We start from the raw sequence: 23757 nt of genomic DNA on the forward strand, positions 1-23757 counted from the left end.
ACACACCCCGGTCCCTGGGTCCCGGGTTCCCCGCGCATCCCGTCCGTACCTCTGCCCGGCCCGGTTTCCGGACCCCCTCCGGAGAACCGGGCGGTGGGTCAGCTCTGGTGGGACTGGTAGTGCGTGACCGCGTCGGAGGTGCGGCCGGCGCCGTAGACCCGGAGGAACTCTGCCAGTTCGGGGTGGCTCGGGGCGAGGGTGTCGGCCGCCTCGATGATGTCGCCCGCGGCGGCCACGGAACGCAGCAGCGACTGGATCTCGCGGACCACGCGCTTGACCGTGGGCGCACCCGAACTGTTCGTCGTGTGCGTGGTGTTGTTGCTGAGCACGGAGCCCCCCTGCGACTTCTTGATCTCGTCCATCCGCTCGGTCGCCTCGGCGGCGCTGACGCTGCCGTCCGCGACCTGCGCCGCCAGGTCCTGGAGCAGCTGCACCCGCTGGACCACCGCGGGATTGCCGATCTTGGCACGCTGGCCGCTCATCAGCTGCGACAGCATCGGAGCGGACAGTCCCAGCACCGCGGCCAGCCGGGCCTGGTTGAGCCCGAGATCGTCGATCAGCTTACGGAAGAGCGCCCCCAACGGCTCTCCGTACCAGTTCCGCTGCAGCTCCCGCGCTCTCGCGGTGGCTTCCTGCTGTGCGGCGTCCATTGCGTCTCCCCATCGCTTCCCCAGAAAAACCCGCGGTTCGCTGTAGCGAACCACGTTCGAGCATCTTACGGAGCGTGGTCATCCGTCGGGAGCCCCAATCTTTTTGCGGGATACGGGGGGTGACCCGGTACTCTGGTCAGCGGCGCCCGCCGGGACGTGGTTCCTCCGGCCGGACGCTTCTTTCCGGGGCCTTAGCTCAGTTGGTAGAGCGCCGTCTTTGCATGGCGGATGTCAGGGGTTCGACTCCCCTAGGCTCCACTCCACGAAATCCCCCCTGACCTGCGAAAACGCGGGTCAGGGGGGATTTTGCCGTTCAGGGCGCGGGCGGTTGCGCGGCGGTGCGCCGGCCGGCGTCGGTCAGGAAGCCGCCCGCTCCCGCGGTTCGGCGGCGCGTGCCTGGCGGCGCAGTTCGGTGCGGGCCGCCGGCGCCCCGCCGGGGACCGAGGCGAAGTAGGGGTGCTGGAGCAGGCGCACGGAGAGCCGGTGCAGCCGCCGGCGCAGCATCGTCCGGTCACGGGGGCGCGGCGCGGACAGCGCCTCGTACGTGTGGTTCCAGTCGCGCTGGAGCTGGATGAGGTCGTGGGGGAAGGAGGCGGACGGCATGCCCGGATTCAATCACGTGTTCGATTTCTGGGTCATGTCCCGGCACACCCGCCCCCCTGCCGATCACCGGTCCCGGCCGCGTACGGGGACCTCCGGGGCCGGTACGACGGCGCGCGGGGGCTCCGGAACCGGCGCGGCGGGGCGCGCGGGCCGTCGCTCACTCCTCGGCCGGGCGGAGGAAGAACAGGGCGAGCAGGACCGTGGCCACGACCAGGGCGGTGTCGGCCGCGACCGCGGTGCGGACGCCCGTCAGGATGCCCGGCGCGGTGGCCGTCGCCGTCGCACCCGTGGCGACGGCGCTCATCACGGGGGTGCCCAGGGTGATGCCGATCTGCTGGCTCATCGTCGCGAGACCGGCGGCGATGCCCTGCTCGCGGTCGGGCAGCCCGCTGGTGACGGTGACCATGAAGCCGACGATGAGGACCATGTTGCCCACACCGCCGGTGAACGTCGCGGGCAGCAGCAGGGCGAGGCCCGCCGCCTGATCCGTCCCCAGGGCGAGCAGCGCGGCGGTGGCGAGCGCCTGTACGAGGGCGCCGCCGGCCAGGGCGGCCCGCGGGCCGGTGCGTGCGATGACCCGGGGCGCGAGCGCGCCGCCCAGCACCGTGCCCAGACCGAGGACCCCCAGCGCCGCCCCCGCGGCGAGCGGCGAGAAGCCGAGGACCCGCTGGAGATAGAGGGTGAGCAGGAAGACCAGCGAGGTCTCGGTGACGAAGGCCAGGATCCCGGCGAGGTTGCCGAGTGCCACGGTGCGCCGCCGCAGGACGGCCACCGGCACCAGCGGTGCCGGACTCGCCCGCTCGACGAGGAAGAACACGGCCAGCAGGACGGCACCGGCCGCCAGGGCACCCAGCGCCACCGGCGCGCCCCAGCCCCGCTCACCGGCCACCGTGACGCCGAGGACCACGGCGAGCAGCCCCAGGGTCACGGTGAGGGCGCCGGGGACGTCCAGGCGGGTGCGCCCGGCGGGCCGCGACTCGGCGATCACCAGCGGGGCGACGGCCAGCACCGCCACGGCGACGGGCACGTTGACGAAGAACGCCCACCGCCACGACAGCAGATCCGTCAGGACCCCGCCGAGCACGGCCCCGGTGGTGAAGCCGGCCGACATCAGCGCGCCGTTCAGTCCCAGCGCCTTCTCCCGCAGCGGCCCCTCGGGGAAGGACGTGGTGAGCAGCGACAGACCCGCCGGTGTCACGGCGGCCGTGGCCAGGCCCTGGAAGACACGGGCGACGACGAGGACGCCGGTGCTCGTGGCCAGACCACCGGCCAGGGAGGCGAGCCCCAGGACGGCCAGACCCCCGAGGAACAGCCGGCGGCGGCCGAAGAGATCCGCGACCCGGCCGAACAGCAGGGTGAACCCGGCCGCGCAGAGGGCGAACGCCGTCCCGATCCACTGGAGGCCGGACAGGGGGATACCCAGCCCCTTCCCGACCACCGGCAACGCCACGTTCAGGATCGAGAAGTCGACCGCCAGCATGAACTGCGCGACCAGCAGCACCACCAGCGTCCACCGCGCCCGCGGTGTCAGCCGCCCGTCGGACGGCCCCCCACCCGGCCGCCGGTCCGCCGGCACCGGCCCTTCCCTCACCGCACGATCGACCACAGACATGGCCCGTCCCTTCGAGGACCGCCGGCGCACCGCCGACGGGCCGACGGCACCGCCGGCGAAAGGAATGCTGCGCGCCGCGCCGAGGCCCACCCAGTCCCCGGAACCGACGCCCCGGGCGGCGACGGGGCACGCGCTGACCGGTCACCACATGACCACCCCGAACGGGAAGCACCCGGCGGGTGCCCCGTGTTTGACGCAGTGACAGTCCACGTCACCGGATGCACGGGAAGGCCACGCCATGACCGACTTCTCCGAACTGAGCGACTTCCTGCGCAGCCGCCGGGCCGCCCTGACACCCGAGGACATCGGTCTGCCCCAGTTCGCACAGCGCCGCCGCGTGCCCGGGCTGCGGCGCGAGGAGGTCGCCCTGGCCGCCGGCCTGAGCGTCACCCACTACACCCGCCTCGAACAGGGCCGCATGCAGGGAGTCTCGGACTCCGTCCTGGGCGCCGTCGCCCGCACCCTGCGCCTGAACCCCGACGAGTACAGCCACCTCCAGGACCTGGCCCGGCCCGAGGCACCCGGCCCCCGCCGCGCCCCGGCACCGGCCGCCCACCAGGCCGACCAGAGCCTGTGCCAGCTCATCGACACCTTCACCGACACACCGGCCCTGGTCCTGGACCTGCGCAACGACATCCTCGCCTGGAACCCCATGGGTCATCTGCTGCTGGGGATGCACCTGGACAGCGACGCACCCCGGACCGCCGCCGGCCGGCCGAACCTCACCCGCATGCTCTTCCTCGACGAACGGGTCCGCGACCTCTACCCGCACTGGGACGACGAGGCCCAGCTCGCCGTGGCCTCCCTGCGGCTCGTGGCCGGCCGCCATCCCCACGACAAGCGGCTCGCGGAACTGGTCGGCGAGCTCATCATGAACAGCGAGGACTTCGCCGCCCGCTGGGCCCGGCATCCCGTGCGCACCTGCGTGGCGGGCACCAAGGAGCTCCACCACCCCCTGGTCGGGGCGATGGAGCTGTCCTTCCAGAGCCTCGTCGTTCCCGGGCCGTCGGAGCAGCGGCTGATCGCCTACTCCGCCCGGCCCGGGTCCGGCTCCGAGGCCGGCCTGCGGCTCCTCGCCGCCACCCTCCAGGTGCCGTACACCGACCCGGCGAGCACCGCCGACTGACGTTTCACGTGAAACACCGAGGGCGGCCGATTCACCGCATCGGCCGCCCCGGCGTCACACCGGCGGTTCCCCGTCGTCTCACCTGTTCTCGTCGCGGCCACGACCGCGGCCGTTCGTGCTGCTCTCGTCGTCGTTCTGCTTGGCCTGCACCTCGGGGTCCAGCGCCGACGAACCGGTCCCGTCCACCGAGCGCAGCCGGTCCGCGTCGGGCATCTCCGTCGCCGCGGGCGGCTCCACCAGCCAGTCCGGGTTGGCCTGCCTGTCCCACCACTTCCACGCCACGACGGCGACGCCCGCCAGCACGCCCGCCACCGCCAGGTACCGCAGGGCGCGGCCCGTGCCGCACCGGCGCTTGTTCCGCCGGGCCAGATGCTCGATCTCCTCCGCCGAGACATTGCCGCGCAGCGCGGCCAGCGCGGCCGCTCCCCGGGCCGCGGCCTCGTCCCGGACCGGAACGGCGGCCGCCATGGCGTGCTCGAGCCTCGGACGGGAGTACTCGGCCGCCTGCCGGGCAGCCTTACGGGTGAGGACAGCGGCCTCCTGCGCGGCGAGGTCCACCTTGGGCGGCACATGCGCAAGCGCCACTTCCAGACGCGGGGCGAGCCGGGAGTCGTACTGCGTACGGGCCTGTGCGCGGGCCTGCTCCGCGGCCTGGGACACCACGGGCGCGAGCCGTACGCGCGCCTCCTGCGCGTAGTACGCGGCACGCTCCTTGGCGGTGTCGGCGTAGGGCGCCACCACTTCCGCGGCGTGCAGCACGCTGTCCTTCGCCGAGCCGGTCGCGGCGCGCACGCTTTCGATGCGGGTCACGGGATCCTCCTCCAACGGTGGCGTACGGTATTTCGACTGGTAATCCGTCTTTCCACCCTTTAACGGATCATGCCTGCCCCGGACCCGACCGGCATGCGTGGACGGGCATACGGGTGCCCAGGGCCGACCTCGCCCCGCTCGCCGGGACGCCCGGTCCGCCGTGATTCCCGGGCCCGCCCCGACTCCCGGCCCGTCGGGCGCCCGCCGGAGCGGACCGTGCGAGGATCGAGGGATCACGGCAGGACAACGGAAGGCAGATCGTGGCCGAGCGGCTCTATGCCACCCTCAAGACCAACCACGGCGACATCGAGATCGAGCTGTTCCCGAACCACGCGCCCGCCACGGTCAGGAACTTCGTCGAGCTCGCCCAGGGCGAGCGTGAGTGGAAGCACCCCGGCACCGGCGCGGTGAGTCAGGACAAGCTCTACGACGGCACGGTCTTCCACCGGGTCATCAGCGGGTTCATGATCCAGGGCGGCGACCCGCTCGGCACCGGCCTCGGCGACCCCGGCTACCAGTTCGCCGACGAGTTCCACCCCGACCTGTCCTTCGGCAAGCCGTACCTGCTGGCCATGGCGAACGCCGGGCCGGGCACCAATGGCTCGCAGTTCTTCATCACGGTCTCCCCGACCGTCTGGCTCAACCGCAAGCACACCATCTTCGGCGAGGTCACCGGCCCCGCCGGCCGGAAGGTCGTCGACGCCATCGCCGCCGTCCCCACGGGCCGCAACGACCGGCCCGAGAACGACGTCGTGATCGAGTCCGTGGTCGTCGAGAAGCGCGGCGGCGCCGTGGACACGGAGAAGCGGCACCGCTGACCCTCCGGCTCGCCCGGGATCCTCCCGCAGGGAACCAAACGCCCCGCTCGTCCGTAAGGATGAGCGGGGCGGGGTATTTCCGGGGGAAAGTCCACGACGAGCAAGGGGACCTCATGGAGCAGCCCGCAGGCAGCGCCCAGGACGCCCGGAGCCTGCCCGGGTGCTACCGGCACCCGGAGCGCGACACCGGTGTGCGCTGCACCCGGTGCGAACGCCCCATCTGCCCCGAGTGCATGGTCAGCGCCTCGGTCGGCTTCCAGTGCCCCGACTGCGCCGGCGGCCGCACCCCCACGGACCACGGCGCGGCCCGGCCCGCCCCGCCCCTCGGCGACAGCCGTCCCCGCACCCTCGCGGGCGGCACCATGGCGGCGGACCCCCGGCTGGTCACCAAGCTGCTCATCGGCGTCAACGCCGTGCTCTTCCTCGTGCAGCTGACGGTGGGCGCCACCTTCACCGAGCGGTTCGAGCTGATCGGCAGCGCCCTCACCCGCTACTCGCCGTACCTGCCGCAGGGCGTCGCGGACGGCCAGTACTACCGCCTGCTGACGTCGATGTTCCTGCACGGCGGCTACCTCCACATCCTGTTCAACATGCTCAGCCTGTGGTGGATCGGCGGGCCGCTGGAAGCCGCCCTCGGCCGCGCCCGGTACATCGCGCTCTACCTCGCCTCGGGTCTGGCCGGCGGCGCGCTGACCTATCTGCTCGCGGCGCCCAACCAGCCCTCGCTGGGGGCCTCCGGAGCGATCTTCGGTCTGTTCGGCGCCACCGCCGTCCTCATGCGCCGGCTGAACTACGACATGCGGCCGGTGATCGCCCTGCTGGTGATCAACCTGGTCATCACCTTCGGCGTCCCGAACATCGCCTGGCAGGCCCACATCGGCGGTCTGGTCGCCGGTGTCGGTGTGGGGTACGCCATGGTCCACGCCCCGCGCGAGCGGCGGGCGCTGATCCAGTACGGAGCCTGTGCGCTCGTCCTGGTCGTCGTGGCCGTTCTCACGCTCGTGAGGACCGCTCAGCTCGCCTGAAGGGAGCTGCTGCCGAACCACTGTCCACAGTGTGTACCGGATCTTGTGCACAGTGTGCGGGAACAACTGTGCCCCCCGTCGCTCGGATGTGTTTCCGCAGGTCAGACGGGGGGCTGAGGGGCCTGGGCGGCCGGTAGGGCAGTCACACCGGCGTCAACGGCCGATGAGTTATCCACAGATCGTAGTCTTTTCCCCAGGGTGTTTGTGGAAATCACCACTGGCCTGTGGATAACTCAGCGGAGGGCCGTGGGCAGAGGTGCCACGGCGCCCGCTCGCGAGGGTGTCCCCGGCGCTACTTCCACTGCGTGGAGACGCCGAAGCCGGCGGCGATGAAGCCGAAGCCGACCACGATGTTCCAGTTGTCCAGGCTGTCGATCGGCAGCGAACCGTCCGTCACGTAGAAGACGACGATCCACGCCAGACCGATGAGGAACATGGCCAGCATGACCGGCGCGACCCAGGCACGGTTGGTGAGCTTGACGGTCTGCGTCTGCTTCACCGGGGGCGGCGTGTAGTCGGCCTTCTTGCGGATACGTGACTTCGGCACGAGGGTCTCTCCTGTCGATGCGCTGCGTGGCCGCGCAGGTAACTGGGTCGGGCTCGGGGCAGCGTACAAGGGGACAGTAAGGGCACACTCAGTGCTCCCCCAAGCGTCCGTTAGCGTAGTGCTTCCGCGGCGCCGAAGGAGATAAGGGTACGTTGAGCAATTCTGCCGACTCCCCAGGGACGGGATCAATGGGTTCCGCGCCCGCGCGTGGTCCGCGTGTCCCCCCGATGCGCATTCTCACCGTGGCCGTCTTCGCCCTGGCCGGGCTCATCTTCTTCACCAGCTTCGACACCGCCAAGGGCACCGACATCCGTCAGGACGGCTCCCTGCTGAAGCTGTCCGACCTGATCCAGGAGCGCAGCCGCAAGAACAAGGGGCTGGACGAGTCCAACGCCGCCCTGCGCGCACACGTGGACGCGCTCGCCGAGAGCGACGACGGCCGCACCGGGGCCCAGGACCGGCGGCTCGACGGGCTGGAGAAGAGCGCCGGTACGCGGAAGCTCACCGGCCGCGCGGTCTCCGTCACCCTCAACGACGCCCCGCCGAACGCCACCGCCAAGCTCCCCGGCTATCCCGAGCCGCAGCCCGACTACCTGGTGATCCACCAGCAGGACCTCCAGGCCGTGGTCAACGCCCTGTGGCAGGGCGGCGCCAAGGGGATCAAGGTCATGGACCAGCGGCTGATCTCGACCAGTGCGGTGCGCTGCGTCGGCAATACCCTGATCCTCCAGGGCCGCGTCTACTCGCCGCCCTACAAGATCACCGCGGTGGGCGACCCGGACCGGCTGAAGCAGGCGCTCGCGGACAGCAAGGCGATCCAGACCTACATGGTGTACGTCAACGTCTACGGTCTCGGCTGGCAGGTCGACGACGACGGCAGTGTGACGCTGCCGGGGTACACCGGAACGGTCGATCTGCACTACGCGAAGCCGGCCGGGTAAAGGCCGTCTCCGCCGCTGTCCGGAGTCAGGCCACCGAAGGGCCCGGCGCCGTTAGTCTGGTGCGGTACGGCGTGAGTCAGGTGCCGTGGAGGAACGGAAGGGACGGCATGTACGGCTGGATCTGGCGGAATCTGCCGGGGAACGCGTGGGTGAGGGCTCTGATCTCGTTCGTCCTCGTCCTCGCCGTCGTCTACGTCCTGTTCCAGTACGTGTTCCCGTGGGCGGAACCGCTGCTGCCCTTCAACGATGTGACGGTGGACAACCAGTGAGCAGTGCACGGATTCTCGTCGTCGACAACTACGACAGCTTCGTCTTCAACCTCGTCCAGTACCTGTACCAGCTGGGTGCGGAGTGCGAGGTCCTGCGCAACGACGAGGTGTCGACGGCGCACGCGCAGGACGGCTTCGACGGGGTGCTCCTCTCCCCCGGTCCGGGCACGCCGGAGGAGGCGGGGGTGTGCGTGGACATGGTCCGCCACTGCGCCGCGACCGGGGTCCCGGTGTTCGGGGTGTGCCTCGGGATGCAGTCGATGCAGGTCGCCTACGGCGGTGTGGTGGACCGGGCGCCCGAACTGCTGCACGGCAAGACCTCGCTCGTCACGCACGGCGGCCGGGGCGTCTTCGCCGGCCTCCCGTCGCCCTTCACGGCGACCCGGTACCACTCCCTGGCCGCCGAACCGGCCACCGTCCCGGCGGAGCTGGAGGTAACGGCCCGGACCGAGGACGGGATCATCATGGGGCTCAGGCACCGTGAACTCCCGGTCGAGGGCGTGCAGTTCCACCCCGAGTCGGTGCTGACCGAGCACGGTCACCGGATGCTGGCCAACTGGCTGGCCGAGTGCGGTGACGAGGGTGCGGTGGCGAGGTCGGCGGGGCTCGCCCCGGTGGTGGGCAGGGCCACGGCGTGACCGCACTGCGCCCCGAGCGCGAGGACTTCCACGGCGACGTGCCGTACGGGTCCTATGACCATGCGCCGTCCTACGGCGATGCGTCGTTCGCGGGCGCGGGGGAACCTCCGACGGCGCTGATGCCCGCCCTGGACGGGCAGGCGGGGGCGCCGTCGTCGTACGACGACCGGTTCCAGGAGCCGGGGGGTGTCCCGCTGCCCGCCGTGGGCGACGACGAGACGATGGCGCTGCGGATGCCCGAGGCGCCCGAGGGGCCGAGGCGCTCCCGGCGGGCCTCTGCGGGCTCTTCCGGGGCCGCGGGGGACGCGGGCGCGACGGGGGGCCGCGCGGCCCGCAGAAAGGCCGCCAAGCGCGGCGGCGGGCGTCATGGCGGCTCCCGCGAGGCGGCGCCGCCGGCGGAGTCCGGGCGGGCCGCCGGGAAGCGGCCGCTGTCCCGGGTGGAGGCGCGGCGGCAGGAACGGCTGCGCAAGCCGGGCGCGGCGGTGATCGCGAGCCGGGCGATCGGCGAGGTCTTCATCACCACCGGCGTGCTGATGCTGCTGTTCGTCACCTACCAGCTGTGGTGGACGAACGTGCGCGCGCACGCGCAGGCCGGCAGCGAGACGAACCAGCTCCAGGACGACTGGGCGAGCGGCAAGCGGGCCCCGGGGGTGTTCGCGCCGGGGCAGGGCTTCGCGATCCTGCACATCCCCAAGCTGGACGTGGTCGCGCCGATCGCGGAGGGCATCAGCAAGGAGAAGGTGCTCGACAAGGGCATGGTCGGGCACTACGGCGAAGGCGCGCTGAAGACCGCGATGCCGTACGACAAGACCGGCAACTTCGCGCTGGCCGCGCACCGCAACACGCACGGTGAACCGTTCCGCTACATCAACAAGCTGGTGAACGGCGACTCGGTCGTGGTCGAGACGCAGGACAAGTACTTCGTGTACAAGGTGACTTCGATGCTTCCGGTGACCCCGCCCTCCAACACCGGTGTGCTGGAGCCGATTCCGCGGGGGTCCGGCTTCACCCGGCCGGGCCGGTACATCACCCTCACCACCTGTACGCCGGAGTTCACGAGCAAGTACCGGCTGATCGTCTGGGGCAAGATGGTCGAGGAACGCCCGCGCAGCAAGGGCAAGCCGGACGCGCTCATCGAGTAGGGGCTGAGGGACGTGGCAGCGACCGCCGACGACACCGAAGAACACACGGGCGCTTCCGGCGCGCCGCCGGCCGGACCGCGCCGGCGTCCCGGCCGCGTCGCGCTCGCGATCAGTGTTCTCGGCGAACTCCTCATCACGGCGGGCCTGGTGCTCGGCCTGTTCGTCGTCTACTCCCTGTGGTGGACGAACGTCATAGCCGACCGCAAGGCGGACCGGCAGGCCGACCGGGTGCGCGACCACTGGGCCCACCCCGCGGACACCGGGCCCGGCGCGCTCGACACCAAGGAAGGCATCGGCTTCCTGCACGTCCCCGCGATGCGCAACGGCGTGGTGCTGGTCGAGAAGGGCACGGGCACCGACGTGCTCGACGACGGCGTGGCCGGCTACTACACCGACCCGGTCAAGGCCGCCCTCCCGATGACCGGCAAGAAGGGCAACTTCACCCTCGCCGCGCACCGGGACGGTCACGGCGCGAAGTTCCACAACATCGACAAGCTGGAGAAGGGCGACCCGATCGTCTTCGAGACCAAGGACGACTGGTACGTCTACAAGGTCTACTCGATCCTCCCCGAGACCTCGAAGTACGACGTCAAGGTCATCTCCCAGGTCCCCGAGGAGTCCGGCAAGGACGAGCCGGGCCACTACATCACCCTGACGACCTGCACCCCGGTCTACACCTCCCGCTACCGGTACGTGGTGTGGGGCGAACTCGAACGCGTCCAGAAGGTCGACAGCGACCGCACCTTGCCGAAGGAGCTTCGGTAGCGACGAAGTGAGCCCCTCCCGGAACGGTCCCGGGAGGGGCTCACTTCATGAGGTGCGTGGGCCGGATGTCAGCCGCCGCCTCCGAAGAAGCCGCCGTTGCCGTTGCCGCCTCCGCCGCCCGCTGCGGCCACGGTGACGGTGGTGCCCTTGTCGACCGTGGTGCCGGCGGGCGGGTTCGAGTCGACCAGGATCCTGGCGTTGTCGTCCTGCGAGCCCTGGACGGCCAGCTGGAGACCGAGGGACTGGAGCATGTCCCGGGCCTCCTTCACCGTGTGGCCCTGGAGCTGCGGGACCTGCACCTGCTGGTTGGCCTGCACCTGGGCGACGGTGATCGTGACGGGCGTGTTCTTCTTGACCTGCTGGTCCTTCGCCGGGTTGGTGCCCGTGACCTTGCCGTTCTGGGCGGGGTCCGTCACCGTCGTGTCGGGGGTGCAGGTCGCCGCCGGCGCGAGGCCCTTCTGCTGGAGCGTGGCCCGTGCGTCGTCACAGGACTGGCCGGTGACGTCGGGGACCGTGACCAGTTCCTCGGCCTTGGCCACCGTGAGGACGATCTTGCTGCCCTTCTCGACCTCCTGGCCGAGGCGCAGGCTCTGCTCCAGGACCGTGCCGGGCTTCTCCGCGGAGACCTGCTGCTTCTGGACCACGTCGAACTGGTACTTGTTGCTCTCCAGCTGCGTCTTGGCGGAGTCGAAGCTCTGGCCCACGACACTCGGTACGACGACCTTCGGCGCGCCGGTCGACACCACCAGGGAGATGGAGTCGCCCTTCTTGACGTCCGTGCCCACTTCCGGGTCCTGGGAGCAGACCTTGCCCTTGGGCTGGTCGTCGCAGGGACGGCGGGTGGGGTCGGCCAGGGTGAGGCCGGTGTTGTCGGCCATCTTCCGCGAGTCCGCGAGGCTGCTGCCGACGAAGTTCGGGACCTTGAAGGGCTTGTCGTCGGTGTTGTGGCCGCTGACCACGTACTTGCCGATGAGGATCGCGCCGACCAGGACGAGGATGCCCGCGACCACGAGAAGGATCGTGGAGGTGTTGTTCTTCCGCTGCTGCGGGCGCCGCCGGCCGGGTCGGTCGTCGTAGCCGTAGCCGCCGTCGTCGGGGTTCATCGGCGGGAGCATCGTCGTCGCTCCGCCGCCCGGCTCCTGGCGCATGGCCGTCGTCGCCTGTTCATCGGGGTAGCCGACGTAGCCGACCGAGTTCATCGTGGCGGTCGCCGCGACCGGCTGGCCGTCGAGGCAGGCCTCGATGTCCAGGCGCATCTCGTCGGCGGACTGGTAGCGGTAGTTCGGGTCCTTGACCAGTGCCTTGAGGACGATGGCGTCCATCTCGGGAGTGATCTCGGGGTCGAACACGCTCGGCGGCTGGGGCTCCTCGCGGACGTGCTGGTAGGCCACGGCCACGGGGGAGTCGCCGACGAAGGGCGGACGGACGGTCAGCAGCTCGTAGAGGAGGCAGCCCGTCGAGTACAGGTCCGAGCGGGCGTCGACCTGCTCGCCCTTGGCCTGCTCCGGGGAGAGGTACTGGGCGGTGCCGATGACGGCCGCGGTCTGGGTCATGGTCATGCCGGAGTCGCCCATGGCGCGGGCGATGCCGAAGTCCATGACCTTGACCTGGCCGTTGCGCGTCAGCATGACGTTGGCCGGCTTGATGTCACGGTGGACGATGCCCGCGCGGTGCGAGTACTCCAGGGCCTGGAGGATGCCGATGGTCATCTCCAGCGTCCGCTCGGGCAGCAGCTTGCGGCCGGAGTGGAGCAGCTCACGGAGCGTGGAGCCGTCGACGTACTCCATCACGATGTACGGGATCGAGACCCCGTCGATGTAGTCCTCGCCCGTGTCGTAGACCGCGACGATCGCGGGATGGTTGAGCGAGGCGGCCGACTGGGCCTCACGGCGGAACCGGGCCTGGAAGGACGGATCACGCGCGAGGTCGGCGCGGAGCGTCTTCACCGCCACGGTGCGTCCGAGCCGGGTGTCGTGCGCGAGGTAGACCTCCGCCATGCCACCACGGCCGAGCACGTGGCCCAGCTCGTACCGGCCGCCTAGGCGACGCGGCTCTTCCATAGCTACCTACCAGCCCTCTCCGTCGGTCCCGGCCGGCACGGTGTTGTGCGGTCGGAGGCTGCCGTCCGGGCCTACCGTACCCGGCTCTGTTTGTATGACCTGGCCAAGCCCGTAACCCGATACAGGACCGGTATCGCAACGTGCACCGATGTGGAGGTGACGTGAGCGGGCTCACTTCTTGGAGTTGATGACCGCCTCCATCACGTTCTTCGCGATCGGGGCGGCGAGGCCGCCACCGGAGATGTCGCCGCGGTTGGCGTTGTCGTCCTCGATGACCACGGCGACCGCGACGGGCGAGCTGCCGTCGGGGAGCTTGGCGTAGGAGATGAACCACGCGTAGGGGTTGGCGCTGTTCTCGACGCCGTGCTGGGCGGTGCCCGTCTTGCCGCCGACGACGGTGCCCGGGATCTTGGCGTTCGTGCCCGTGCCCTTCTCGACCACGGTCTCCATCATCGACTGGAGGATCTTGGCGTTCTCCGGGCTCAGCGGGCGGCTGAGTTCGGAGGGCTTGGTCTGCTCGATCGGGTCCAGGTTGGAGGACTGCAGCTCGTCGACCATGTAGGGCTTCATCAGCTTGCCGTCGTCGGCGACCGCGGAGGCGACCATGGCCATCTGCAGCGGGGTGGCGGCGGTGTTGAACTGGCCGATGGAGGACAGCGCGGTCTGCGAGCTGTTCATCTTGTCGGAGAACACCGAGGCGGCGGAGCGGACCGGGGTGAACTGCTCGGCGGTGAAGCCGAACTTCTTCGCCTCGGCGAGCATCTTGTCGTTGCCGAGGTCGGCGCCGATCTTGCCGAAGACGGTGTTGCAGGAAAGGCGGAGTGCCTCACGCATCGAGACGTTCTTGCAGTAGATGCTGCCCTCGTTGTTTAGGGGCCGGGTTGTGCCCGGCATGATGTACGGCACCGGCGAGTCGGTGGGCTGGTCGGCCGAGGTGTACTTGCCGTTCTCCAGCGCGGCCGCGGCGGTGACCACCTTGAAGGTGGAGCCCGGCGGGTAGGTCTCGCGCAGCGCCCGGTTCAGCATCGGGTCGGAGGGGTCGTTCTGCTTCTGGAGCTTGGCCCACGCGGCGGAGTCGTGGTCGCGGTCGCCGGAGAACGACGAGGGGTCGTACGACGGGTAGGAGGCCAGCGCCAGGATCTTGCCGGTGGAGGGCTCCAGGGCGACGACGGCTCCCTTGGCGCCGCGGGCCTTCAGACCGCTGAACGCGGCCTTCTGCGCGGCGGCGTTGAGGGTGGTGACCACGTTGCCGCCCTGCTTGGGCTTGCCGGTGATCATGTCGAGGGTGTTGCGGAAGAACAGCCGGTCGTCGTTGCCGGTGAGGATGCCGTCGTCGATCTTCTCGATCTGGCTGGCGTCGAAGGCCTGCGAGGAGTAGCCGGTGACCGGGGCCCACATGGGGCCGTCCTTGTAGGTCCGCTTGAACTTGTAGTCGCCGGCCTTGCTCAGCGTCGATCCCGTTATCGGGCTGCCGTCGACGATGATGTCGCCGCGCGGGGAGGAGTAGCGCTCGATGGCGACACGGCGGTTGGACGGGTCGGTGCGGAGCTTGTCGGCCTGGGCGTACTGGAGCCAGTTGGCGCGGATCAGCAGTGCCAGGACGAGGAGTCCGCAGAAGATCGCGATGCGGCGCAGGGGCTTGTTCACGTCCGGCCTTTCCACAAGCTGACAGGAGAACCTGCCGCTTCAGTCTTTCGGTGGTGCTGGTGCTGGCGCTCGTCCTCGGCCGGGCACAGTCTAGGGGCAGCGGCTGTGTCCGGGGACGGGTCGGCGGGGGCCGCGGGCCCGTACGGGGAGCGTCGCCGGCCGGCCTTCGCGCGGGCCGCGGCCGGGTGGGTGTCCGCCGCCGTACCGCCGGCGAGGACACGGCCGTCCGGCCGTGTCCTCGGGTGTGCGCCGGTGGTGGTCACGGTCATCCCTCGGCGGGGCCGCCGGCTCCGGGCCGCACGATCTGGGTCATCTCGGCGTCGGGGTTGGCGGCCGGCGTGGGCGCGGGGCGCCGGGCGGTGTCGCTGATCCGGATCAGGATGCCGATGAGCGCCCAGTTCGCGATGACGGAGGAACCGCCGTAGGCGAGGAACGGCATGGTCATACCGGTCAGCGGGATGAGGCCCATGACACCGCCGGCGACGACGAAGACCTGGAGGGCGAAGGCGCCCGAGAGGCCGATCGCGAGCAGCTTGCCGAAGGGGTCGCGGGCGGCGAGGGCGGTGCGCACGCCGCGCTCGGCGATCAGGCCGTAGATGAGCAGGATCGCCATGATGCCGGCGAGGCCCAGCTCCTCGCCGAAGGTGGCGAGGATGAAGTCGGAGTTGGCGGCGAACCGGATCAGCTCGGAGTGGCCCTGGCCCCAGCCGCTGCCGAGGGTGCCGCCGGAGCCGAACGCCCAGAGGGCCTGCTGTGCCTGCGGGGAGTGGAGGATGCCGTCGTGGGTGACGGTGAAGCTGAGCTTGTACTCGCGCATCGGGTCGAGCCAGGCCTGGACACGGGTCTGGACGTGCGGCTCGAAGCTGGCCACGCCGACGGCGCCGCCCGCGGACATCAGCAGACCGAAGACGATCCAGCTGGTCCGCTCGGTGGCGACGTACAGCATGATCACGAACATGCCGAAGAACAGCAGCGAGGTTCCGAGGTCGGTCTCGAAGACGAGGATGAGGATCGAGATCATCCAGACGACGATGATCGGACCGAGGTCGCGGCCGCGCGGCAGGTAGATGCCCATGAAGCGGCGGCTGGCGAGCGCGAGCGCGTCGCGCTTGACCATCAGGTAGCCGGCGAAGAACACCGCCAGGATGATCTTGGCGAACTCGCCCGGCTGGATGGTGAAGCTGCCGACCTTGATCCAGATCTTGGCGCCGTAGGTGAGGTCCGCGCCGAGGCCCGGGACCAGCGGGAGCAGCAGCAGGACGAGCGCGACCACCATGGAGATGTAGGTGTAGCGCTGGAGCGTGCGGTGGTCCTTGAGGAAGATCAGCACGACGACGAACAGGGCGATGGCCAGCGCGGTGTAGATCAGCTGGTTCGTCGCCTTGCCGCCGGCCTGGCCGATGGACTGCAGCAGCTTGGACTGGTCCAGGCGCCAGATGCAGACCAGGCCGAGTCCGTTGAGCAGGGTGGCCAGCGGCAGCAGCAGCGGGTCGGCGTACGGGGCGAATCTGCGCACCGCGAGGTGCGCGACACCGGCCAGCAGGCCGAGCCCGAGGCCGTAGCCCAGCAGACCGGTGGGCACCTCGTCGTTGAGGGCGAGGCCCACGTTGGCGTAGGCGAACACCGGGATGACCACCGCGAAGATCAGCAGGGCCAGCTCGGTGTTGCGGCGGCTCGGTGCGCCGATGGAGCCGATCGTGGACGTGTGGTGCGTCGGCGTGTTCGTTGTACTGCTCATCGTGTGACGGGACCTCTCACGGCTTGCTCACTGCTTGCCGCACTGCTCGACGACCTTCTGCTCATCCGCGGAGAGGCTCGGGCCGGGCCTGGGCGTGGTGGTCGAGGGCGGGGTCGGGGACTTCGAGGAGGTCGCCCCGGACGCCGACGGATTCGGGGTCGGTGACGCCTTGGACGTGGCCGCGGTGCGCGTGGTTCCGGTGGCGAGGGCGGTTCTGCCGCCCTGGCCGGCCGTGGCGTTCGGCTTGGTCTGCGCGGCCGCGTGGTCGGCGGTCGTGCGTTCGGCCTGCTTGCGGCACGCGGAGGCCTGGAGGGCCAGGGCGTCGATCTTCGTCCGGGCCTGGTCCAGTCCGCCCGCCGCGATCGTGTTCTTGACCTGCTTCTGCTGGTAGGCCGGCAGGTACTTGAGTTCGATCTCGGGGTGGTCCTTCTCCACCTTCGACAGCGAGACACCGGCCAGCTTCTGGCCGATCCCGCGGTAGAGGGCGACGTGCGCGCCGTTGGTGCCGACGTAGTACTGCGTCTGGGTCCAGCGGTAGCCGCCGTAGAGGCCGCCGCCGACGACCGCGAGGGCGAGCGCGCTGTACAGCGTGCCCTTCAGCCATCCCCGGCCCTTGCGGGGCTTGGTGAAGCCGCCGTCCTCGTAGCCGCCGTAGCCGTCGTCGGGGGCGTAGCCCGCTTCGCCGGAGCCGGGCGGACCGAACTCGCCGCCGCCCTGCCCGCGGCCCTGACGGCCGAGGTGGGAGGCGCGGCCGGCCGGGGTCTGCATGATCCCGTTGTCGTGCAGGTGGTTCTGGTTCTCGGCGACGGCGCCGACCACGACCGGGGTGTCGGAGAGCTGCGCGGCGAGGGTGTCGCCGGTGTCCAGGTCGAGGACGTCGGCGACGATCACGGTGATGTTGTCGGGGCCGCCGCCGCGCAGGGCGAGCTGGATCAGCTCCTGCACGGTCTCCTGCGGGCCCTGGTAGCTGGCGAGCGTCTCCTCCATCGTCTGGTGGGAGACGACGCCGGACAGGCCGTCGGAGCAGATCAGGTAGCGGTCGCCGGCCCGGACCTCGCGGATGGACAGGTCGGGCTCGACGTGGTCGCCGCTGCCGAGCGCCCGCATGAGCAGGGAGCGCTGCGGGTGGGTGGTGGCCTCTTCCTCGGTGATCCGGCCCTCGTCGACCAGACGCTGCACCCAGGTGTGGTCCTGGGTGATCTGGGAGAGGGCGCCGTCGCGCAGCAGGTAGGCGCGCGAGTCGCCGACGTGGACGAGGCCGAGGCGCTGTCCGGTCCACAGCAGGGCGGTGAGCGTGGTGCCCATGCCCTCGAGCTGGGGGTCCTCCTCGACCATGGAGCGCAGCTGGTCGTTGGCCCGCTGCACGGCGAGGCCGAGGGAGGTGAGGATGTCGGAGCCGGGCACGTCGTCGTCGAGCGTGACCAGGGTGGAGATCACCTCGGAGGAGGCGACCTCGCCGGCCGCCTGGCCGCCCATGCCGTCGGCGATGGCGAGGAGGCGGGGACCGGCGTAACCGGAGTCCTCGTTGCCCTCACGGATCATGCCCTTGTGCGATCCGGCGGCGAAGCGCAGTGACAGGCTCATGCGCACCTCGCCAGTCGGCTCCGGGTACAGCCGGTCGTGTCGAGCCACACTGCCCACCCTCCGGTCGGGAGCGCGCCGGGGGCCGGGGTGTGGCCCACCGTTGCGTGCTCGCTCCGCTCGCGCTCACTCATGACGTAGCACTACTTCCGCAGCTCGATGACGGTTTTGCCGATGCGGATCGGCGCGCCCAGCGGGATCGGTGTGGGGGTCGTCAGCCGGGACCGGTCCAGATAGGTGCCGTTGGTGGAGCCGAGGTCCTCGACGATCCACTGGCCGTCGCGGTCGGGGTAGATCCTGGCATGGCGGCTGGAGGCGTAGTCGTCGTCCAGCACGATCGTGGAGTCGTGCGCGCGGCCCAGGGTGATGGTCTGGCCCTGGAGCGCCACGGTGGTCCCGGTCAGGATCCCCTCGCTGACGACCAGCTTGGTGGGGGCGTTGCGGCCGCGGCGGCCGCCGCCCTGCTGCGCGCGCTGCTGGCCGCGCTGCTGCGGAGGCGCGGCCTGCTGCTGCCGGGCGGCCGGCTGCGGCCGTGCCGCTTCCCGGCGCGCTCCGCGCTGCGACCCGCGCTGAGTGACACGCGTGCCGAACAGATCGCTGCGGATGACCTGCACGGCCACGATCACGAACAGCCACAGTACGGCCAGGAAACCCAGCCGCATGACCGTGAGGGTCAGCTCTGACATTGCCCCCGCTTCACCCTTCGGCTTGCCGGTAAATGATGGTGGTGCTGCCCACGACGATCCGCGAGCCGTCGCGGAGCGTAGCGCGGGTGGTGTGCTGCCCGTCCACCACGATGCCGTTGGTGGAGCCGAGATCCTGGATCGTCGAGGGCGTTCCGGTCCGGATCTCACAGTGCCGGCGCGAGACGCCGGGGTCGTCGATCCGCACGTCGGCCTCGGTGCTGCGGCCCAGCACCAGGGTCGGGCGGGAGATCTGGTGGCGGGCGCCGTTGATCTCGACCCAGTAGCGGGTGCGTCCGCCGCCCGTCGGGGCGGCCGCGCTCTGCTGGGCTGCGGGCTGCGGGTAGCCGTAGCCGCCGGGGGGCGGCGAGGACGGCATGGGGGGCGCTCCGGTGGGCGGATAGCCGTATCCGCCCTGGGCGCCGCCTCCCGCGGGTCCGGGCCTGCCGGACGGTTCCGGAGAGGCCTGCTGGCTGCTGGAGCCGGCCAGGGTGCGGCTGCGCACCCGGTACAGACCGGTGTCCAGGTCCTCGGCCTTCTCCAGATTGACCTTGATCGGGCCCATGAAGCTGTAGCGCTGCTGCTTGGCGTAGTCGCGCACCATGCCGGCCAGCTCGTCGCCGAGCTGTCCGGAGTAGGGGCTGAGGCGCTCGAAGTCCGGCGCGCTCAGCTCCACGATGAAGTCGTTGGGTACGACCGTGCGGTCGCGGTTCCAGATCGTGGCGTTGTTGTCGCACTCGCGCTGCAGCGCGCCGGCGATCTCCACGGGCTGGACCTCGGACTTGAACACCTTGGCGAAGGTGCCGTTGACCAGACCTTCGAGACGTTGCTCGAACTTCTTCAGGACTCCCATGGGGCACCTCCTCCGTCGTGGCCGTTCTGCCGTGCCTACTGATCGTATCTACGCGCCCGGCAATCAGCCGGTTCCCCGAGTGGCTCCCCTTTGAACTCTGCCAGGGATCGTAGAACCGGTTCGAGCCCAGTGTCGCGCACCCGGGGGTGCGCCCGGACCTCCTCATGGGGAGATGACCTGGACCGGTACGAGGTTGATACGTGAACCAGCTTTCCTCGAGATGTGGCGACGGACACGTCGCGGGGTGCGGGACGGGCACGTCGTGAGGTGCAGGACGGACACGTCGTGGGATGCGGCGGGACGGGAGTGCCGGGGGTGCGGCGAGTGCGGCGAGGGGCGGGGCTGCCGTGGGGAGCGGACGGTGGCCGAGGGGGATCGGGCGGGAGAAGGGCGGCGGAGGGCGGCGGAGGGCGAGGGAGGGCGAAGGGCAACGGGAGAGGGGCGAGGGCGGGGACGGGGATGCTGCCGGGGGTGCGGCCGTGCGGGCTGACCGGGGTGGACGGCCGCGCCCGGCCGTGGCGGACGGGGCCGGGCCGGGGCGTGGCGAACGGGTGAGGAGCGGTGCGGTGGCGGGTGCTGCCGTGCGGAGGGAAGGGATGTGAATCCACCCCGTCCGACGTGCTAATGTTCTGCATGTCGGAAGGGGCCAGCCCGAAAGGGAAAAACCGGAAGACACACCCAATGCGCGGGTGGCGGAATAGGCAGACGCGCTGGATTCAGGTTCCAGTGCCCGCAAGGGCGTGGGGGTTCAACTCCCCCCTCGCGCACAACAAAGGGCGGCATCGCTGAGGCGGTGCCGCCCTTGTTTTTGTCTGCGTGCGTGACGCTCGTCTCCCGGGCCTTCCCGGTTCTTTTCCGCGCCCCGCTCCTCTCCGGTTCCTCCGGACCTCGCTCGGCGCCTCGCTCCGTACCTCTGGTTCCTGTCGTTCCCGCGCCCGGATCCTGTGAGGAAGGTCTCAGAGCGTGTGCCTCGTGGAGATGATCAACTTCTGTGGTTTTGGCCCGAGTTGGCTGGTGGTGCGAGGGCGTCCGGCGTCCTCCCGTCCGGATCGCGGCCGATCCGGCTTTCCAACTTGCCTGAATGACAAGGCCTTTGATCAGGTCGGGGCGCGTCCCGCCCCGTGATCCGCCGGGGCCCACCAGGCATGACGTGATCCTGCCAGCGGCGCTACGGTTCGGCACGGGTTCGTGTGCGTGCGTCCGCGGGCGCGGGAAAGGCGGTTGTGGTGGCCGGTGCCGGTACGGGAGTCGCGGAGACGGAGATCGGGGCGGGGCGCGGGGAATTCCGTGTACGCGGCTTCGCCCGGTGGCCCCGGCACGGCTCGCCCAAGCGGGAGGGCAAGGCGCTCAGGACCGCCGTGCCGCGCGCGTCCCACCGCCTGCTCGACCTGGACGACGCCCGCCCCGACCCGGTCGCGGCGGTGGAGGAGTCCAACGCCGGCCGCGTCGCCGCGCTGACCCCGATCCGGGTGGGCAGGATGGCGGCCACCCCGTTCGCCTTCCTGCGCGGTTCGGCGGGCCTCATGGCGTACGACCTGGCCCGCACCCCCACGACCGGCATCGGCGCCCGGATATGCGGCGACGCCCACGCCGGCAACTTCGGCCTCTACGGCGACGCCCGCGGCGGTCTGGTCATCGACCTCAACGACTTCGACGAGACCGTGCACGGGCCCTGGGAGTGGGACCTCAAGCGGCTCGCCGCCTCACTGGTGCTGGCGGGCCGGGAGGCCGGTGCCGATGAGGAGACCTGCCGCGCCGCCGCCGCGGACGCGGCCGGCGCCTACCGGCGCACCATGCGGCTGCTCGCCAGGCTCCCCGTGCTGGACGCCTGGAACGCCATCGCCGACGAGGAACTGGTCTCCCACGCCGACGCCCACGACCTGCTCGGCACCCTGGAACGGGTCGCGGAGAAGGCACGGGCCAACACCAGCGGCCGGTTCGCCGCGAAGTCCACCGAGCGGACGGCGGACGGCGGGCGCCGCTTCGTCGACGCGCCCCCGGTGCTGCGCCGCGTCCCGGACGCCGAGGCCGCCTCCGTCGCCGACTCCCTCGGCCCCTACCTGACGACGCTCTCCGCCGACCGACTGCCGCTGCTGGCCCGGCACGCCGTGCACGACGTCGCCTTCCGGGTGGTCGGCACCGGCAGCGTCGGCACCCGGTCCTACGTGGTGCTCCTGCTCGACCACCGCGGTGAGCCCCTGGTGCTCCAGGTGAAGGAGGCCCGCCCCTCCGCGCTGGTCCCGCACCTGGCCACGGCCGGGTTCGCGCCGGTGGCGGTGGAGCACGAGGGGCGCCGCGTGGTCCTTGGACAGAAGCAGATGCAGGTCGTCAGCGACAATCTGCTGGGCTGGACGACGGTCGACGGACGGCCCTTCCAGGTACGGCAGTTCCGCAACCGCAAGGGCAGCGTCGACCCGGCCGCCCTCGCCGCCGACCAGATCGACGACTACGGCCGGATGACCGGCGCCCTGCTCGCCCGTGCCCACGCCCACAGTGCCGACCCCGGCCTGATCGCCGGCTACTGCGGCAAGAACGAGGAACTGGACGCGGCGACGGCCGCCTTCGCCGTCGCCTACGCCGACCGCACCGAGGCCGACCACGCACAGCTCGTCGCCGCCGTCCGCTCCGGACGGATCGCGGCCGAGCCGGGCGTGTGAGGCGGCGGCCCCGGCGGGCCGGTGCCGCCGGGCGGCCCCGTGCGAGCGCGCTGCTGCATCGGCGGGTCGGGGGCTGCCGGGGTGGGCGTGGGTGTGGTGGGGCACCGGTGGGTCGGGGGTCGGCCGGGCGAGTGTGGGCGTGGTGGGGCAGCGGCGGGTCGAGGGTCGGACCGGCGGGCGCGGGCGCGGCGCGGCACCGTTATGCCAGGTGCGGGGTGTTCGGGCAGTTCCGTCGATGTGGATCAAGGTTGTCGAGTGCGTCCGGAACGGCCGTCGGGTTCCGGCCGTGGCCTAGGCTGGTCGGGTGACGACCCCGGAAGCTGAGCAGTCCCAGGCACCACGGCCCGAGGAACGGCTGGAACAGGCCGTACGTGCCGCCGAGCAGGCGTTGATCGAGTTCGAGATCGCTGTCGAGACCTTCCGAGTCGAGGTCGAGAACTTCTCCCGGCTGCACGATCAGAAACTCGGCCCGCTCTACTCCCGCATCGAGGAACTGGACGCCGAGATCGCCGAGGCGAGAGCCGCCCGCAGCGGTGATCCCGAGGACATCCGGCGGGCCGAGGAGGCCCGCGCCCGCGTCCAGCCGATACCCGGCGTCGAGGAACTGCTGCACGGCTGGATGGACGGCCACGGCCTGTTCCCGGAGGCCGCCGCGATGCTCACCGAGCAGGCCGTACGGCCGCCCCAGCGGGTCCGCCCCGGTGAGGAGGCCCGCAAGCTCTACCGCGAGCTGGCCCGCAGCGCCCACCCCGACCTCGCCCAGGAGGAGAAGGAACGGCTGCGGCGCGAGGAGTTCATCACCCGGGTCAACTCCGCCTACGCGCGCGGCGATGTGGCCCTGCTGAAGGAGCTGGCCGCGGAGTGGGCGGCGGGCCCGGTGCTGCCCGAGCGGCCCCCGAGCCCCAGCGAGGAGCTGTACGCCCGCCTGGAGTGGCTGTCCGAGCGCAAGGAGCTGCTCACGATGGTCGCCCGCGAGCTGGAGAACGGCGCGATCGCCGGGATGCTGCGGCTCGCCCCGGACGACCCCGACAGCCTGCTGGACCAGATCGCCGGGCAGCTGCTCCTCGACATCCACCAGCGCGAGACCGATCTGGCCGGCCTGCACGGGCTCGGGTGAGCGCGGCCCGCGTCGGGTAGCGTCGGAGACATGAATTTCGGATCTGGTGTCCCCACGGTCGAGGTCACGGGCCTCAAGGACGACGACTTCCTGCTGGACGTCCGTGAGGACGACGAGTGGCAGGCAGGTCATGCCGAGGGCGCGCTGCACATCCCGATGAGCGAGTTCGTCGCCCGGTACGGCGAGCTGCTCGAGGCCGCCCCGCAGGACGGCCCGGTCAACGTCATCTGCCGTTCCGGCGGCCGCTCGGCCCAGGTCACGATGTACCTGGCCCAGCAGGGCGTGGACGCCGTGAACGTCGACGGCGGCATGCAGGCCTGGCAGACCGCCGGCCGCCCCGTGGTCACGGACGACGGGCAGCCCGGCTTCGTCAGCTAGCGGACACCGGGGGCGCTGCGGGCGCCGAGGGACGTCGCGGGGCGCCGCGAGCCGTCGGGCTGTCTGCCGACGGCGGGCGGCCTCCGGCCCAGGCGGC

The 23757-nt window shown here is 71.0% G+C and carries 21 protein-coding genes and 2 tRNA genes; 12 read left to right on the forward strand and 11 right to left on the reverse strand.

The genetic code is table 11. From position 1 onward, the window contains the following. Positions 1-98 precede the first annotated feature (98 nt). Positions 99-650 (reverse strand): DNA-binding protein, encoded by a 552-nt coding sequence (locus ACIPRD_RS29330; protein ID WP_356402049.1) that lies wholly within the window; start codon positions 648-650, stop codon positions 99-101. Positions 651-835: 185 nt separating this feature from the next. Between ACIPRD_RS29330 and ACIPRD_RS29335 the strand changes: the two genes are divergently transcribed. Further along, positions 836-908: transfer RNA gene (locus ACIPRD_RS29335), tRNA-Ala, on the forward strand. A gap of 99 nt (positions 909-1007) precedes the next feature. Here the strand turns inward: ACIPRD_RS29335 and ACIPRD_RS29340 are convergent. Further along, positions 1008-1253: a hypothetical protein gene (locus ACIPRD_RS29340; RefSeq protein WP_356402047.1), complete on the reverse strand. Its 246-nt coding sequence runs from the start codon at positions 1251-1253 to the stop codon at positions 1008-1010. Between the two features lie 157 nt (positions 1254-1410). Further along, positions 1411-2865 (reverse strand): MFS transporter, encoded by a 1455-nt coding sequence (locus ACIPRD_RS29345; RefSeq protein ID WP_401567374.1) that lies wholly within the window; start codon positions 2863-2865, stop codon positions 1411-1413. Between the two features lie 238 nt (positions 2866-3103). Here ACIPRD_RS29345 and ACIPRD_RS29350 point away from each other — a divergent pair, with 238 nt between their 5' ends. Then, positions 3104-3991 (forward strand): helix-turn-helix domain-containing protein, encoded by an 888-nt coding sequence (locus tag ACIPRD_RS29350; protein ID WP_401567375.1) that lies wholly within the window; start codon positions 3104-3106, stop codon positions 3989-3991. Positions 3992-4069: 78 nt separating this feature from the next. Here the strand turns inward: ACIPRD_RS29350 and ACIPRD_RS29355 are convergent, their stop codons facing one another. Then, the gene (locus ACIPRD_RS29355; protein ID WP_356402041.1) at positions 4070-4801 is read right to left on the reverse strand and encodes a DUF5324 family protein; all 732 of its coding nucleotides are present in this window, start codon (positions 4799-4801) and stop codon (positions 4070-4072) included. Between the two features lie 260 nt (positions 4802-5061). Here ACIPRD_RS29355 and ACIPRD_RS29360 point away from each other — a divergent pair, with 260 nt between their 5' ends. Together ACIPRD_RS29360 and ACIPRD_RS29365 are read left to right on the forward strand one after the other, a co-directional pair. Continuing rightward, the gene (locus tag ACIPRD_RS29360) at positions 5062-5619 is read left to right on the forward strand and encodes a peptidylprolyl isomerase (protein WP_401567378.1); all 558 of its coding nucleotides are present in this window, start codon (positions 5062-5064) and stop codon (positions 5617-5619) included. Positions 5620-5732: 113 nt separating this feature from the next. After that, entirely contained in the window at positions 5733-6644 is a 912-nt protein-coding gene (locus ACIPRD_RS29365; protein ID WP_401567380.1) for a rhomboid family intramembrane serine protease, read from the forward strand. Positions 6645-6936: 292 nt separating this feature from the next. Here the strand turns inward: ACIPRD_RS29365 and crgA are convergent, their stop codons facing one another. Continuing rightward, entirely contained in the window at positions 6937-7191 is a 255-nt protein-coding gene (gene crgA, locus ACIPRD_RS29370) for a cell division protein CrgA (protein ID WP_356402034.1), read from the reverse strand. A 152-nt stretch (positions 7192-7343) separates the two neighbouring features. On the opposite strand from crgA, the gene ACIPRD_RS29375 reads away from it, so the two are divergent. The 4 genes from ACIPRD_RS29375 to ACIPRD_RS29390 all read left to right on the forward strand — a co-directional run bounded on the left by ACIPRD_RS29375 (position 7344) and on the right by ACIPRD_RS29390 (position 10946). After that, complete coding sequence (locus tag ACIPRD_RS29375) at positions 7344-8132, forward strand: DUF881 domain-containing protein (RefSeq protein ID WP_356402032.1); 789 nt, start codon at positions 7344-7346, stop codon at positions 8130-8132. 265 nt (positions 8133-8397) lie between these two features. Beyond that, entirely contained in the window at positions 8398-9039 is a 642-nt protein-coding gene (locus ACIPRD_RS29380; RefSeq protein WP_356402030.1) for an aminodeoxychorismate/anthranilate synthase component II, read from the forward strand. Beyond that, entirely contained in the window at positions 9036-10181 is a 1146-nt protein-coding gene (locus tag ACIPRD_RS29385) for a class E sortase (protein WP_356402028.1), read from the forward strand. Before ACIPRD_RS29380 ends, ACIPRD_RS29385 begins: the two co-directional genes overlap by 4 nt. A gap of 12 nt (positions 10182-10193) precedes the next feature. Continuing rightward, complete coding sequence (locus ACIPRD_RS29390) at positions 10194-10946, forward strand: class E sortase (protein WP_401567384.1); 753 nt, start codon at positions 10194-10196, stop codon at positions 10944-10946. A gap of 68 nt (positions 10947-11014) precedes the next feature. On the opposite strand, the gene pknB is transcribed toward ACIPRD_RS29390, so the two are convergent. From pknB to ACIPRD_RS29420, 6 genes are all read right to left on the reverse strand, one after another. Beyond that, entirely contained in the window at positions 11015-13006 is a 1992-nt protein-coding gene (pknB, locus tag ACIPRD_RS29395; RefSeq protein WP_356402024.1) for a Stk1 family PASTA domain-containing Ser/Thr kinase, read from the reverse strand. A gap of 171 nt (positions 13007-13177) precedes the next feature. Next, positions 13178-14653, reverse strand: coding sequence for a peptidoglycan D,D-transpeptidase FtsI family protein (locus ACIPRD_RS29400; protein ID WP_401567388.1), 1476 nt, complete (start codon positions 14651-14653; stop codon positions 13178-13180). A gap of 265 nt (positions 14654-14918) precedes the next feature. Continuing rightward, complete coding sequence (locus ACIPRD_RS29405) at positions 14919-16391, reverse strand: FtsW/RodA/SpoVE family cell cycle protein (protein WP_356402020.1); 1473 nt, start codon at positions 16389-16391, stop codon at positions 14919-14921. 27 nt (positions 16392-16418) lie between these two features. Continuing rightward, on the reverse strand, positions 16419-17975 hold the full coding sequence (locus ACIPRD_RS29410; protein WP_356402018.1) for a Stp1/IreP family PP2C-type Ser/Thr phosphatase: 1557 nt from the start codon (positions 17973-17975) through the stop codon (positions 16419-16421). A 140-nt stretch (positions 17976-18115) separates the two neighbouring features. Next, entirely contained in the window at positions 18116-18658 is a 543-nt protein-coding gene (locus ACIPRD_RS29415; RefSeq protein ID WP_356402016.1) for an FHA domain-containing protein, read from the reverse strand. 10 nt (positions 18659-18668) lie between these two features. After that, positions 18669-19508, reverse strand: coding sequence for a DUF3662 and FHA domain-containing protein (locus ACIPRD_RS29420; RefSeq protein WP_356402014.1), 840 nt, complete (start codon positions 19506-19508; stop codon positions 18669-18671). 683 nt (positions 19509-20191) lie between these two features. Between ACIPRD_RS29420 and ACIPRD_RS29425 the strand changes: the two genes are divergently transcribed. From ACIPRD_RS29425 to ACIPRD_RS29440, 4 genes are all read left to right on the forward strand, one after another. Next, a tRNA-Leu gene (locus tag ACIPRD_RS29425) sits at positions 20192-20275 on the forward strand. Between the two features lie 459 nt (positions 20276-20734). After that, a complete protein-coding gene (locus ACIPRD_RS29430; protein ID WP_401567391.1) occupies positions 20735-22165 on the forward strand; it encodes a DUF2252 domain-containing protein in 1431 nt (476 codons plus the stop codon). A gap of 304 nt (positions 22166-22469) precedes the next feature. Further along, positions 22470-23282: a hypothetical protein gene (locus tag ACIPRD_RS29435; RefSeq protein ID WP_356402010.1), complete on the forward strand. Its 813-nt coding sequence runs from the start codon at positions 22470-22472 to the stop codon at positions 23280-23282. A gap of 30 nt (positions 23283-23312) precedes the next feature. Then, complete coding sequence (locus ACIPRD_RS29440; RefSeq protein ID WP_356402008.1) at positions 23313-23660, forward strand: rhodanese-like domain-containing protein; 348 nt, start codon at positions 23313-23315, stop codon at positions 23658-23660. The last annotated feature ends 97 nt before the right edge of the window (positions 23661-23757 follow it).

Source organism: Streptomyces sp. NPDC090108, from assembly GCF_044747185.1.
Lineage (GTDB): Bacteria > Actinomycetota > Actinomycetes > Streptomycetales > Streptomycetaceae > Streptomyces.

Bases quoted from the DNA above. Each gene is read 5' to 3' on its own strand.
- ACIPRD_RS29330 (WP_356402049.1), bottom strand. From the start codon at position 650: ATGGACGCCGCACAGCAGGAAGCCACCGCGAGAGCGCGGGAGCTGCAG.
- ACIPRD_RS29340 (WP_356402047.1), bottom strand. From the start codon at position 1,253: ATGCCGTCCGCCTCCTTCCCCCACGACCTCATCCAGCTCCAGCGCGAC.
- ACIPRD_RS29345 (WP_401567374.1), bottom strand. From the start codon at position 2,865: ATGTCTGTGGTCGATCGTGCGGTGAGGGAAGGGCCGGTGCCGGCGGAC.
- ACIPRD_RS29350 (WP_401567375.1), top strand. From the start codon at position 3,104: ATGACCGACTTCTCCGAACTGAGCGACTTCCTGCGCAGCCGCCGGGCC.
- ACIPRD_RS29365 (WP_401567380.1), top strand. From the start codon at position 5,733: ATGGAGCAGCCCGCAGGCAGCGCCCAGGACGCCCGGAGCCTGCCCGGG.
- pknB (WP_356402024.1), bottom strand. From the start codon at position 13,006: ATGGAAGAGCCGCGTCGCCTAGGCGGCCGGTACGAGCTGGGCCACGTG.
- ACIPRD_RS29405 (WP_356402020.1), bottom strand. From the start codon at position 16,391: ATGAGCAGTACAACGAACACGCCGACGCACCACACGTCCACGATCGGC.
- ACIPRD_RS29410 (WP_356402018.1), bottom strand. From the start codon at position 17,975: ATGAGCCTGTCACTGCGCTTCGCCGCCGGATCGCACAAGGGCATGATC.
- ACIPRD_RS29415 (WP_356402016.1), bottom strand. From the start codon at position 18,658: ATGTCAGAGCTGACCCTCACGGTCATGCGGCTGGGTTTCCTGGCCGTA.
- ACIPRD_RS29420 (WP_356402014.1), bottom strand. From the start codon at position 19,508: ATGGGAGTCCTGAAGAAGTTCGAGCAACGTCTCGAAGGTCTGGTCAAC.
- ACIPRD_RS29440 (WP_356402008.1), top strand. From the start codon at position 23,313: ATGAATTTCGGATCTGGTGTCCCCACGGTCGAGGTCACGGGCCTCAAG.